The organism is Algoriphagus sediminis (genome assembly GCF_030403435.1).
Lineage (GTDB): Bacteria > Bacteroidota > Bacteroidia > Cytophagales > Cyclobacteriaceae > Algoriphagus > Algoriphagus sediminis.
The window spans coordinates 173,084-185,465 of sequence record NZ_JAUEPH010000007.1 but is presented as its reverse complement, the minus strand read 5'-3'; the positions used below and the strand labels follow the sequence as shown (position 1 = coordinate 185,465).

Here is a 12,382-nt window from a genome sequence, read left to right as displayed (position 1 = left end):
AGAACCCTAAAAAATCTGATTGATTAAACTCTTTTGAAGGGATTGTGACTCTGAGATGTGTTGCCTAGTTGCAAAGATTCCTTCTATAATTTTCACGTACTTAGATCGAAGTTCCAATTGCTCTTCATAAGAGTACTCTGGAATTCGCATTAGCCTAACACTTGTGAAATTCAGTCCTTCACGATTTCCTCCTGCTTGCATCACTTGGACCTGATTTTGACCATAGCTGGAGTTTATAAATTCACATAGAAAAGTGGGATCTAGGCCATCAGCCGTTCTTATTATACAAACATGCTGATTCACATTTGAAGGCCGATCCGATACATAAACAGAACTCCTTCCAATTGATGCGCCAGTGATATTTAATAGAACATCATTTTTTAGGACCCTTGATGACTTCATTTTCTCATCAATTTCGTCAGATATAAAAGCCACGTCGTCAAAATCAAATTCACCAAATAGTACATTTTGACTCCTAATTAGCATGACACCAGAATCTATATAGACCTTACTCCCTCCCTTTGGGGTAACTCCGCTACCAACTTTTGTCACAAAATCATCGATTTTGTATTTCGACCGTCTATAGTTTGCAAAATCTATCTTATGTAAAGCTTTTCTTGTTACTATTAAGGCCTCTTGAGCATCTTTCTCCTTCTCAATCACCTCATCCATCGCCCAAAGCAATTCGGCTAATTTGGCTTGCTGGTCTTGTGGTGGAAGGAGGAATTCGTAGTTGGCGAGGTCTCGCCATTTAACACGCTTAGACATGGTCCCTGCAGCATTTGAATTCGCAAAGTCCCACAAGCCATTTGAATTCATCAAAAAGGCAAGAAAACCAGGGACTACCTTTTCACGGTCTTCTCTAATAACGAAAGCATCACCTGAGCAACATCCATCAAATTCAACCAAAGAAGCTCTTCTCAGATAGGCATTTCTCCTTGCAAACAGTATATCCCCAGCCTGAAAGGCCTTAGCTGATGAGGCTAAATTATCTGTAGCACCCCACTTTTTAATTTTAATATCGCCAGATACAAAATGTTCCAATCCTACAAATCGATCATACTGAGATTGGCTCGGGTTATCAACTCTTTTGGATATTTCAGTTGCTAACTCCCCAAGCGTAGTCAATTTCCAACTTGACTTATCGATTTGCAGCATTTTCTCTTTTAACTTCTCCTCAATCATTAGCCAGCGTATTAAAAAGTTCTTTCATCGATTCAGTCAACCCTTTTGAGCTGTCCTCCCAATTTGTAAGTACCTCATGAAAGTTGACCTCCTCACTTTTTTCCTTTTGTACGAAGAGCTGAACACTCAAACGTGCATGGGCATCTTTTAAAACCACCCCATTTTCAACTACAGCTGCAAAGCCTTCTTCATTTGTAAAATTGAGATATGCTCTATGAATTCTATCGATATGATGAGGATCCAAATAGCTCATGGTCTTTTCACTTCTCACTTCATCTACAGCTTGAATAAAAAGCACCTTACCTTTTCTATCAGTCGTCTTATTATTGTTTGTAATCAACAAGCATGAAGTCATTGATGAGTTGTAGAATAGATTTGGCCCAAGACTGATAACGCATTCAACCAAATCATCCTCAATCATTCTCCTCCTCATTTCGGATTCGGAGTCTCTAAATAGTACACCGTGTGGCCAAAGAGAAATAGATCGTCCATTCTCAATATCTAAGCTCTGTTGGATATGCTGTTGAAAAGCATAATCAGCACAGCCCTGTGGTGGTGTTCCCCAAATATTTCTACCATAAGGGTCATTAACAAAACTCTTCTGGTCCCAAGCCTTAATGGAGTAAGGCGGATTGGCCAAGATCACATTGAATTTCTTCAAGGAATCATTTTCCAAGAAAGCCGGGTTCGCCAAAGTATCCCCTCGAACGATGCTAAACTCCTCTATGCCATGCATAAACATATTCATTCGAGCAATGGCCGAGGTAATCAAATTGATCTCTTGCCCATAGAGTTTTAAGGTCCTGTATTCCTTGCCTTCTTCCTTTAGATGAAGTGCACAGTTAAGTAATAAGCCTCCACTACCACAAGTCGGGTCATAGACACTTTCCCCTGGCTGTGGGTCCATGATCATGGTCATCAGCTTTACCACCGTTCGATTCGTATAGAACTCGGCAGCTGTATGCCCACTGTCGTCTGCAAACTCTTTAATCAGATATTCATAGGCATTACCCAGCTTGTCATCAGGGATGTTACTGAGGTTCAGTTTGTGCTGAGAATAATGCTCTATCAAGTCATTTAGGACAGCATCACTGAGTCTATTCTTATTAGTCCAGGAAGCATCCCCAAAGATACCATAAAGGGTATCAGGATTTGCCTTTTCAATCGCCCTCATCCCATCTTGTAGAGCCATACCCACATTAGTGGTGGATTCCCTCACCTTTTCCCAATGTGCTTCTTCCGGCACCTGAAAGTGATGGTTCTCTGCAAAGGCAGCATACTCTATATCACCGCCACTTTCTTCTAAAGCATTCTCATACTCTTCATCATACACATCACAAATGCGCTTATAGAACAGCAATGGAAAGATGTACTGCTTGTAATCTCCAGCATCGATGGTACCTCTGAGCAAGGTAGCCGCACCCCATAAGTATTTTTCTAGTTCTTGCTGGGTCATTCTAGTTCCTCTGTATCTGAATTACGGATGAATGGTTTAATGATTGAATTGAACCAGCTAATTGCTGCTTCCCCATCCTTTATGGTTGCCTCTGTGACATCTCTACTATGTCTTATTGAGTTCCTTATTTCAGCCAATTGATTAAACCTAACTTCAAGTACACCCTTGCTGCCAAAGGTATCTTCAAAAATTGGGTAACAGATTTTTGAGACAACTACATCCTTATATTCTTGAAGATCGAAGAAATCCATTTTTCTCCTCAACACGGCAAATTGAGATTTATCTTCACCAGGATTCTTACCCAACCAGTTTTTTACCCTTCCTTCTACTTTGACTTTAATATGTTCAGGAATGTATTCTTGATAAGCATCTAACTCACACGCCAACTCAAGTTTGGAAGAAATAACATCTCGGAGACCGAACTCAATTTTTTCAATTTCATCATCATAATGCTGTAGGTCTTGATTAATGGTTTCTATCGTTTGATCCTCGAAAAAGGATTTAAGAAACTTATTGATTCCATTGGTTAAATTCTTCCTTCGCTCCTCCAGAAATAGCTCATAATTCTCAATACTGTATAATTTAGAATCAGTAGGAACAAACTGCTTCCTCAATTGCTCAGGCTCAATCTTCGGCAAATAATTATTAGGGTCATCATCGAGTATTTCCAAATTAGACTTCTGAGTGATCAAAGCAATATTTGAAATCTCATTTACCATTGCCTTATGAATCGAATTACTAGAATTGTATTTTTTGTAAAGAAACGCTTTCGGGAAAATATGATGTCGTTGTAGCTTATTGTTATAGCCTACACTCTTTGAATAAAGACTCATTACAGGGTTTGTCCAATCTTTGGCATTTTGAGCTCTAATTGCACAATAAAACAAGTTGTAGATTCTACTTCTTACTCCTTGCATACTGATATCCTGAGAATTTAAAAGGAGATTGGAACCTCTAAATAGATGCATTTCTTTTATTAGTGAGTCGATAGAATTTTCTTGTTTAAGAGCATTCATGTCCTTTTCCAAAAAAGATTCTGATGACCCACTAAACCTACCCCACAAAAGTGCTGTAAACATCCAGTAAATAGCCTTATTAGCCTCTTCCTCTGAATTGAATTGTCCTCCATTGATTTTCAGGTAATAAGCCAATACATAGAAGACATAAAGGGAGCTAAAACTGTCGGACGAGTCTATAAAAGCTTTATCCCTCAAAACGTTTATCAAATAAGAAAGAACCTTCTTGATCTCAAGCCATTCCTTCTCAAAAGATTCGGCTTCTACATTACTCAATTCATCAACATACTTACCACGGCTAAGACAGAATATGTTTAAGAGTCTTGTGTAGTTTCTAAACGAAAATTCATAGTTATACTTCTTAAATTCCTCTGAAGCCGCTCTAAATCGATCCTTTGCCTCAGGCCAATTCGAAGTGATTATTGCAAGAGCTAAATCACTTTCATTAAGCGTTGTTCCAGTCTTATTTACCAGATTGAAAATCTCTACCACCTTATCCAAATCCATCTCGGTAATTTCCTTGATGTAGTAAGTGTAGTTTTTTATAGAATCTAGTTTATTTAAAATGACAATCTTCGATAAGTAATAATTTCTGATAGACTCTGATAACTCATGAATTTTATTTATGAAAGTATTAACCCCTCCCTCACTCAAAAACTCCGAGACATTAACCCAGTCTGGATTATTACTCATTTTTTTCTGCATAAAGTACTCAAACTCTTCTGACTCAAGATTGAAATACAAATCTGTTCGTAGAGATACTCCTTCATACCAGTCAGGCGTTTGACCACGGAAAATTGTGTAAATGGTAGTTAGACGCTGCTGCCCATCTAAAATTAATTGGTGAAAAGCTAGATTTGACTCAGAATTACTACCCCTAATTTTCGAAGGGTCTTTGGTCTTCCAGATCAAAAAAGAACCACTTGGATATCCTAAATAAAGAGACCTAAAAAAACCTTTTACCTGATTACTGTTCCAGACATACCCTCGTTGAAATTCAGGAATCTTATACTCTCCATTATCAATTGACTGAAGTATTTCTGATATCTTTTTTTCCATTAAATAAATCTATTTAAAACTTTCTTGAATTTCTCCTCTGCTTCTTGACTTGCATTCCAGGCTTCTTTCAAATCAGCCAATGCCTCCTCAACAGTGGGTAGGTTATCTTCAATAATCTTCTCTACATACAAAGGGATATTAAGATTAAAGCCATTCTCTTCTATATCATCCATGCTGGCGACTTTGACATAGTTTTCTACATCTTCATAATCGTTATACCAGGAGAAAATCTGATCTACATGCTCCTTCTCAAGGAAATTCTGCGCTCTTCCAACTCTGATCTGGTCTGAGGCATCGATAAAGAGAATCTTGTCCCTTTTTTCTTCAGTTTTCAATTGCTTGAATACCAAAACGCATGCTGCCAGCTGTGTCCCATAAAAAATGTTTGGCCCTAGCCCGATCACCGCCTCTAGCAAATCTTGTCTCAGTAATTCTTCTCTTATCCTACCTTCTGCACCCTTCCTAAACAATGCTCCATGTGGAAGAACCACAGTCATCCGACCAGTACTGTTCATAGATTTAATCATATGCTGAACCCAGGCCATATCCCCGTTCCCTTTAGGGGGAACACCAGCTATGTTCCTACCAAAAGGATCGTTCACCCAATTTCCAGCCCCCCAATCCTTCAGGGAAAAGGGCGGATTGGCAATTACACAGTCAAACGTTCGAAGCCCATCGGCCTGAAAAAATGCAGGTTCCCTAAGGGTATCTCCTCGTGCAATTTGAAAATCCTCAATACCGTGCAAAAACATATTCATTCTGGCTATAGAGCTTGAGGTCAAATTCTTCTCCTGTCCAAAAAGACTTAATGTTCTATAATCCTCTGAGTTATCCTTGAGATGATCCACACATTCCAGCAGCATCCCTCCTGTTCCACAGGCTGGATCATAAATGCTTTCACCTTCATGAGGGTCGAGAATCAATCCCAATAAATGAACGACAGACCTTGGTGTATAAAACTCACCCGCCTTCTTATTGGTAAGGTCAGCAAAGTGTTTGATCAGGTACTCATAGGCATTTCCTAGTAAATCTGGATCAACATTACTATTGGACAGATTGTACAGGGAAAAATGCTCAACGAGATCAACAAGAAGTCTATCAGATAGCTTGTTTTTGTTACTCCAGTGAGCATCACCGAAGATTCCATAAAGCTTTTCCTGATTTGCTTTTTCAATTCCTCGAAGTGCTTGCTCTATGGCCAGCCCTACGTTTACAGTTTGCTCTCGAACATCTTTCCAATGACAACCATCAGGAATTTCAAATCGGTGAAATTCAGGTAATGAAGCATATTCGACATCACCCTCAGATTCTTCTAGTGCTATCTGGTATTCTTCATCGTAAACGTCTGAAATCCGCTTAAAGAAAAGCATTGGGAAAATGTAAACTTTAAAATCTGAGGCATCTACTGGTCCTTTAAGAATCCAGGCAGCCTTAGAAAGGTATTGTTCCAGCTGGGATATGCTCAGCTTTTCTGACATAAAAATGAAATCTCGTTGGGTTTAAAACTTTAGATAAATTAAGCCTAGTCGAAAGATGAACAAAAGAAATAATCCAAAAAATACCCAGTACTGGGTATTTTATCAATTCATGGAAATGCGCAACTTGAAAACTTCCCAATTTTTCCATTATGCGTTATTTAATCCTTTTAAGCCTATTATTCATAATTACACTTAATTCTTTCGCACAGCAGACTATAAAACTGGAGTACGATAAGGCTAGTAACTCCATTAAAAAACTGAAAAATAGCGAACGAAAACTTAAATCTGATAATAACTATTTAATACAGCTTGGAAAAATAAACTCGGCGCATGTTCAGATTTACTTAGACCAAAAACCCTACAATCTTGTATCAAACAGACCTTCTCAATTAGCTGTACTAGGGTTGCCAGACACCAACGAACTTTCATATAAAATGAAAGAAAACTTTGATTCTGTTGAATTGGACTCCTTTGAAGAGGCTTTGGAATTTTTAAATCGCCTGCTTTTAGTTTCCTTTCAAATATACGAAGAAACGAAATTCAGTCCGTCCAACGAAATGGTGTCGCAGTTAGTTCGTGATAAGTTTGGCACCAGCGACCCTAAAGTGATTTTGAAGAGAACTTCGAATTACAAATTGACTCTATCAACAATAGTTAATAAAACTGAGCTTTGGTTGAATTCACGAATCAATTCAGGACAAATAAATGAACGTTATTTGGAAACGTCCATTGAAAATGAAAAAATTAAGGAGTTTTTAGCAAAGAATGATTTTGAAGGTATAGCCAAATTCATCACCGAATCTTTAGATGCAAAAGACTTTGTTCAATCAAAAGGCTTTACAGCAAAAAAAGATGGAATTGACCTGAATATCTCGGTCATTGATACTTACAAAAAAGACACGGTTTACAAGGGAAATATTGAATTTGTGAACTATGGCAAATGGAGTTTTGACTTCTCTACGGGATTCATGTTTAGTGGGCTTACAGACAAACAATATTATCTGGGGGATTCTACTCAAGGAAAAAGAGAGGTTTTTGAGGAAGACGCCCCTGATTGGAATGTAGTCATTGCTGGCTTTGCCCACTTAACTTACAAACTTTCTGGTTTCCTGAGCGTCGGACCTCAAATCGGAATCGGAGTTTCCATTTTTGATGAAAGAGTCAACTATGCAGCCGGATTGGGTTTTTTACTAGGAAGAAAAGGTAAGATCAGTATTAATGGAGGAGTGAGTTTTGGAAAGGTAAAGGAGCTATCAGGTTCAGTAGAACAGCTTGACGGAAGATTATTTGTGCCAGCAGCTTCAACCGCTGCTCCGACCTTTAATAAATTCGATGCACAACCTTATTTTGCTTTGACTTATAATCTTGCAAAAAAGAAGTTTTAGAGAGTCAAATAAACCCAGATTATCGCTTGTTTGCCATTTTGTTATTGACATGGAACCCTATCTGAAAACAATAATAAAAGGTATCAAGGAAATGGATATCGAATTCATTTCCCAATTACTGAATTCTCAAGAGACTCATGGCTCATGGGATCATGAAGAGTTTCTGAGTCAGTTGGGTTACGCATTTGAGTTTTTCAAGGAGAATGACGACTCAGAACTTTTGGTGGAACCTACATACTGCAATTATCTGTCCTGCAATCCTGAATTCAACAGAACGGTCTATATTTTTTCAGGGAACAAAAGTGAGCACTATATCCCATTAAGATTCCTGTCAAACCCCAAAAGCGATTTAAATGATCATGAAATAATCGAAATTCTGGAATGTCGAAGAGTTATGGGTTTAAATGAAGAAATTAGTCCTGGGTTAAGGATTTACTTAAAAACCATCAAGCATCGACTAGAAGACTTAAAGCATAGCAGAGTAGAGGTTTGGGCATTGCAGGTTGATAATGCTATGAAGGAGTATGACTCCTTCCAAAAACCATTTATTTACAGTGATGTGGTGAAATGGGTTCATGATTACTACGGCTGCTTTAAACATTATGAAGATGACTATTTGGATACTGGACAAGAATTAAAGCAACTACAGTTTTTGGAAATTTACCTGGTCTTCGACCTTATGGTCAACATCTATGAGGAAATCTCAAATTTCCATCCGGGTTTAAAAGAGTTAACGATTGAGAATGCAAAAGATCATTTTGAAGGAATTTTTGAGATTGAATCTGCAATTAGGTTCTCAGGGATAGACAAACTTTTTGATATCCCTGCAGAAAAGTATGGGCAAAGCTTTTGCGTGGATGAGTTGGATTTTGGTGGAGAAGAATTCTCGCAAGTAGGTTTCTTTTTAAACCGATTCTTTCAAATCCAGCCCATTCTTGTGAAAAAGTACTATGCCCTATCCGTAGAAGAAACCGATCAGCTATTGGAATTAGAAAGAGATTTTAATCCATTCTTGGAGATTAAACTACTTCAGTTCCATATGGATATTAGGGAGCGTGCGAGAGAACGTGGAGAGGAAATCCCCTTGAATTTATAAGATTTAATATCTAATTAGTTATAGAAAAATGATTAAGACCAACCCCAGTCATACTTGCTTTTTCTAGCCTTGAAATTATGCGAAATTTTGTCAAAATTCGAAGTTTGAAATGCATCTTGCAGCAATTCAATAAACTTTTCTGTTCGATTATTTTGCTCAACATCTGCATTCAAAGACTTCTCATAGAACTTGTGAAAAAGCTTTACAACAGCGTATTTTCCTTTGCTTCCAAGTTTGATTTTAGGCTTATCAAGATTAGACTCTCCCGAAAAAGAACGTCGGATAAATACATCAAAATCTTTTTCGCTCATCCAGACATCTCCATTAAGATTCTTTAATTCTTTCAATGGGCGAAAATGTTCTATGACCATACTCATCGGAAGTGTATTAAAATGATTTTTGAGCTCTGTTTCGGGACCATCAGCTGTAGGAGATTTCTCCGCCAAAAGGTTTGTAACTCTAGTAATTTGCTCCTCTATCCAATTTTCCAGAAAGTCCTTCCCATCGATTTTAGGTAAATCAAGGGACTTCAAAAGAATCATAGAAATAAGACTTTTCTGAGAAAACAACTCCCATTTAGCATTCTCCCATTTATGCCCAACGTCCCTTAGTGTGTTGAGAGCCTCGTCATGCTTTGAAAATCGAATCATATTATTGATATCACGCTCGATTTCGTGATGATCAAAGTTGTAAGGGTATTTGACTGGGTCTATCATTTTTTGTCTTTCGAAGTAAAACCTGTGATTAAATCTATGGTCTCTTTTTTTGAAGAATCCTCAAATCCCGCAAAATAACGCTGAGTGGTTTTTATGTCCGAATGGCCAAGAGCTTCCTTTACGAAGACCATGCTAATATTATTACGGATGGCTGAGGTCGAAAATGAATGCCTCGCCCAATTGGATGAAACTCTTTCTTTAATACCTGCAGATTTTGCAATTGGAAGAATATGCTGATTGATGAACCGAATAAAATTATCCTTGGCTTTTTCTTTCTCTGATAATGACATATCACTTTTTAATACAGGAAAAACATAGGTGCTATTTTTTGTACCTCCTGTGCCATATTTCTTGATTACCCCCTCAGCAAAAGGAGTCAATGGTGCATGTATAGTTTTGGAGTTGGCTTTTTTTGTTCGTTTGGTCTTTTCTCTAACGAATTGAATACCTTCCTCACTTACCCTATCCCATTCCAGGAAAACAATGTCCTTCATATTCATTCCTTGACAGACAAAGGAGAAAAACCAAAACGCTTTTGCCTTAGCCTGTTGATCATTAGCTGGTTCCGCTGCAAACAAAGCCTCAAGCTGTTCGGCATTTAAAGCCTTTTTGACCTTAGAGGAAGATGGGATTTGATACTTCTTTTTGCCAAAAGGATACAATTCCCTATTGACAATATTCAGATCGATGGCAACATTAAATACTGTCCTCACATTTCTGAGATATGCGCCCACAGTAGAGGAAGACTTGTCCTTGAAATCAATCATCCAGTTTTCATAAGAATTAAGAAACCCAACCGTGACTTCAGGTAAAAGCAAGGTTGAAGAACTTCGTCCGGAATCTTTGAGAAAATTTTTGAGAGATTTCGCAGTTAAGTCAAACTGAGACGCTGATTTGGTTTGACCTTGGGAAAGTAATTCTTGTCTGTATTTCTCAAGTTGAAAGAAAACATCCATCACCTCACCAGATTTTAAACTAAGGGCTCCCTCGAAAACATCAAAAGTAAAAAGAGCAAGGTCATGTGCCTTTTCAGAATAATGGGACTCCAGAGCTAGTAATTGTTCCCTTACATTTTTCTCTTCTTTCTTTAGCCTCTCACCCATTTTAGGGAAAACGATTCTTCGAAATTGATCCTTACTCAAATCAAAATCGGTGGTGTACAACCTTGCCTTTTTTGTCAAAGAGTCATAAACACGGATTTTAGTCGGGAATAGCCCATTGTACTTTTCTCTTCGTGTATCTTGATACAAGCTTACCCTCACCTGACCCTTAGCCTTTCCTCTTTTGTAACCCATTCGTAATCATCAGAATTAAATTTGCACACCATTTGCACAAATAATTATCTAAATATACATAAATAGATATTAAGGAATATCAGTAAAATGGAGTATTTTCATTGTTTTTAGAGGTTTTAATAAAGAAACCACATATAGAAAAATAACCAAAATTCTGACTGTTAATCAGAGGGTCCTTGGTTCGAGCCCAAGAGGAGGAGCAATGAATCAGAATAAACCTGTTGAATCTTATTTCAGCAGGTTTTTTTGTTTGTAAGATTCGGGCGAGAAGCCAAGTCCAAATAAAGAAGCGAAGAAGATGATATTGGGGAGTATCAATGCAACAGATTTAAAGGCTTTAAATCATACCAATTGAGACTTTTTTTCCGAACTTTTCTTATCCAACAAAAACCTTACTTTTAACCTATTCCTCTAATTGGCTAAACCCATAAATTTATCAATAATGAAACTAGCAATAACATGCATATTTGCCTTCGCCCTCACGGCACTTTCGTTTGAAAGAAGCGTAGCTCAATCAGTCCTTGAAAAAGAAACCATTGCAGACCTCAATAAAACGCCCGACTATGCCTTCGGAGTAAAGGACGAGGATGGCCTAAAAAGCGCATTATCAGTATATGACACCTTCATAGAAAATGGTGTACAAATAGAAAATTTTGAAATCGTAGTGAAGGGACCAGTTGTCAGAACAATGGTGAAGGAATCCGAACTTGAAAATTATTTTGAAAAATATAAAGGTAAAGTTCGGGTCAGCATTTGTAGTGTAGCAATGAGAAGGCTTGGGGTTTCCGAAGACCAGCTTTTTTCGGGACTAGAGGTAGTGGAAACCTACACCATACGCATCCTTCAACTACAGGCATTGGGCTATAATTCGATTTCTTACTAGGAAGTATATTCATCAATTTGGACAAGAAAAAGCCAAAGAAAACTATGAATAGGGCTTTCAAGAATTATTTTTCAAGTAGAAATAATGGGTAGTCTAGTATAGTGCAGGATAGATGAAAGACAACTTAAACAGGATATTGAATTTTCAATTCAACTAGTTCGAAACAGATCATACCTAAATTGTACCCCGCTTGAATACTCGTTCAAGAGATTTGCCAGATGAGTTCTCAGAGATTAAAAATCATACTCATTACATATCGTAGTTATAAAAATTTCTATTTTTATCTAAATAAACTAGCACCTTATGAGAAATTTATGTTTGCTGATCACGCTGATCATTTGGGCAAATTCAGCTAAGTCTCAAGAGCTTATTGTCCATCATTTCAATGCTTCAAGAGAAGAAATCAAAACTGACACCCTGTTTCTAGGCGATTTGGTAGTAATCGCCCATGCAGCAAAGGGCAAAAGACCCCATTATTTTCAAGGTAAAATCACTGGGCTTATGGATCATAGAAATGTGATCAGGGTCTTTGATTATGCACGGAGTACGAGAGTAGTACCCATTGCAGGGAAAAAAATTGAAGTAGACGAAATAATTGGCATTGAAAGACTTGATGAAAATGAACATAAGGCAAGGCAGACCCGCGCCGTTGTAGCCACCGCAGGTCAAATGCTTGGAAGCGCCATAGGGGGAACTGAAGGAGACATTATTTGGGGTGCTTCAACCGCTGGCTCCATAATTTCTGACTTTGTTTCTAGGCAACAAGCAAGTACTGAAAGAATCCGATGTGAAATTGTTAATGTAGAATATTGA

Annotated in this window: 10 protein-coding genes; 4 read left to right on the top strand and 6 right to left on the bottom strand. The window is 37.9% G+C overall.

The genetic code is table 11. The features are described from left to right. Nucleotides 1-6 precede the first annotated feature (6 nt). The 4 genes from QVH07_RS15925 to QVH07_RS15910 are packed head-to-tail and all read right to left on the bottom strand — an operon-like array spanning nucleotide 7 to nucleotide 6,194. Nucleotides 7-1,185: a restriction endonuclease subunit S domain-containing protein gene (locus tag QVH07_RS15925; RefSeq protein ID WP_290002332.1), complete on the bottom strand. Its 1,179-nt coding sequence runs from the start codon at nucleotides 1,183-1,185 to the stop codon at nucleotides 7-9. After that, nucleotides 1,178-2,641, bottom strand: coding sequence for a type I restriction-modification system subunit M (locus QVH07_RS15920; protein WP_290002329.1), 1,464 nt, complete (start codon nucleotides 2,639-2,641; stop codon nucleotides 1,178-1,180). Before QVH07_RS15920 ends, QVH07_RS15925 begins: the two co-directional genes overlap by 8 nt. Continuing rightward, entirely contained in the window at nucleotides 2,638-4,716 is a 2,079-nt protein-coding gene (locus QVH07_RS15915) for a GmrSD restriction endonuclease domain-containing protein (protein WP_290002326.1), read from the bottom strand. Before QVH07_RS15915 ends, QVH07_RS15920 begins: the two co-directional genes overlap by 4 nt. Beyond that, nucleotides 4,716-6,194: a type I restriction-modification system subunit M gene (locus tag QVH07_RS15910; RefSeq protein WP_290002323.1), complete on the bottom strand. Its 1,479-nt coding sequence runs from the start codon at nucleotides 6,192-6,194 to the stop codon at nucleotides 4,716-4,718. Before QVH07_RS15910 ends, QVH07_RS15915 begins: the two co-directional genes overlap by 1 nt. Nucleotides 6,195-6,343: 149 nt before the next feature. Between QVH07_RS15910 and QVH07_RS15905 the strand changes: the two genes are divergently transcribed. Both QVH07_RS15905 and QVH07_RS15900 read left to right on the top strand, forming a co-directional pair. Then, nucleotides 6,344-7,579 (top strand): hypothetical protein, encoded by a 1,236-nt coding sequence (locus tag QVH07_RS15905; RefSeq protein ID WP_290002320.1) that lies wholly within the window; start codon nucleotides 6,344-6,346, stop codon nucleotides 7,577-7,579. Nucleotides 7,580-7,670: 91 nt separating this feature from the next. Further along, the gene (locus QVH07_RS15900; RefSeq protein ID WP_290002317.1) at nucleotides 7,671-8,675 is read left to right on the top strand and encodes a hypothetical protein; all 1,005 of its coding nucleotides are present in this window, start codon (nucleotides 7,671-7,673) and stop codon (nucleotides 8,673-8,675) included. A gap of 32 nt (nucleotides 8,676-8,707) precedes the next feature. Here the strand turns inward: QVH07_RS15900 and QVH07_RS15895 are convergent, their stop codons facing one another. Next, nucleotides 8,708-9,391: a hypothetical protein gene (locus QVH07_RS15895; protein ID WP_290002316.1), complete on the bottom strand. Its 684-nt coding sequence runs from the start codon at nucleotides 9,389-9,391 to the stop codon at nucleotides 8,708-8,710. Next, complete coding sequence (locus tag QVH07_RS15890; RefSeq protein ID WP_290002314.1) at nucleotides 9,388-10,686, bottom strand: tyrosine-type recombinase/integrase; 1,299 nt, start codon at nucleotides 10,684-10,686, stop codon at nucleotides 9,388-9,390. Before QVH07_RS15890 ends, QVH07_RS15895 begins: the two co-directional genes overlap by 4 nt. Before the next feature lie 442 nt (nucleotides 10,687-11,128). Here QVH07_RS15890 and QVH07_RS15885 point away from each other — a divergent pair, with 442 nt between their 5' ends. Together QVH07_RS15885 and QVH07_RS15880 are read left to right on the top strand one after the other, a co-directional pair. Then, nucleotides 11,129-11,569: a hypothetical protein gene (locus QVH07_RS15885; protein WP_290002313.1), complete on the top strand. Its 441-nt coding sequence runs from the start codon at nucleotides 11,129-11,131 to the stop codon at nucleotides 11,567-11,569. 303 nt (nucleotides 11,570-11,872) lie between these two features. Continuing rightward, nucleotides 11,873-12,382, top strand: coding sequence for a hypothetical protein (locus QVH07_RS15880; RefSeq protein ID WP_290002311.1), 510 nt, complete (start codon nucleotides 11,873-11,875; stop codon nucleotides 12,380-12,382).

Excerpts from the sequence above, each read along its gene's own strand:
- QVH07_RS15925 (WP_290002332.1), bottom strand. The coding sequence starts at position 1,185 with ATGATTGAGGAGAAGTTAAAAGAGAAAATGCTGCAAATCGATAAGTCA.
- QVH07_RS15920 (WP_290002329.1), bottom strand. The coding sequence starts at position 2,641 with ATGACCCAGCAAGAACTAGAAAAATACTTATGGGGTGCGGCTACCTTG.
- QVH07_RS15915 (WP_290002326.1), bottom strand. The coding sequence starts at position 4,716 with ATGGAAAAAAAGATATCAGAAATACTTCAGTCAATTGATAATGGAGAG.
- QVH07_RS15910 (WP_290002323.1), bottom strand. The coding sequence starts at position 6,194 with ATGTCAGAAAAGCTGAGCATATCCCAGCTGGAACAATACCTTTCTAAG.
- QVH07_RS15905 (WP_290002320.1), top strand. The coding sequence starts at position 6,344 with ATGCGTTATTTAATCCTTTTAAGCCTATTATTCATAATTACACTTAAT.
- QVH07_RS15900 (WP_290002317.1), top strand. The coding sequence starts at position 7,671 with ATGGATATCGAATTCATTTCCCAATTACTGAATTCTCAAGAGACTCAT.
- QVH07_RS15895 (WP_290002316.1), bottom strand. The coding sequence starts at position 9,391 with ATGATAGACCCAGTCAAATACCCTTACAACTTTGATCATCACGAAATC.
- QVH07_RS15890 (WP_290002314.1), bottom strand. The coding sequence starts at position 10,686 with ATGGGTTACAAAAGAGGAAAGGCTAAGGGTCAGGTGAGGGTAAGCTTG.
- QVH07_RS15885 (WP_290002313.1), top strand. The coding sequence starts at position 11,129 with ATGAAACTAGCAATAACATGCATATTTGCCTTCGCCCTCACGGCACTT.
- QVH07_RS15880 (WP_290002311.1), top strand. The coding sequence starts at position 11,873 with ATGAGAAATTTATGTTTGCTGATCACGCTGATCATTTGGGCAAATTCA.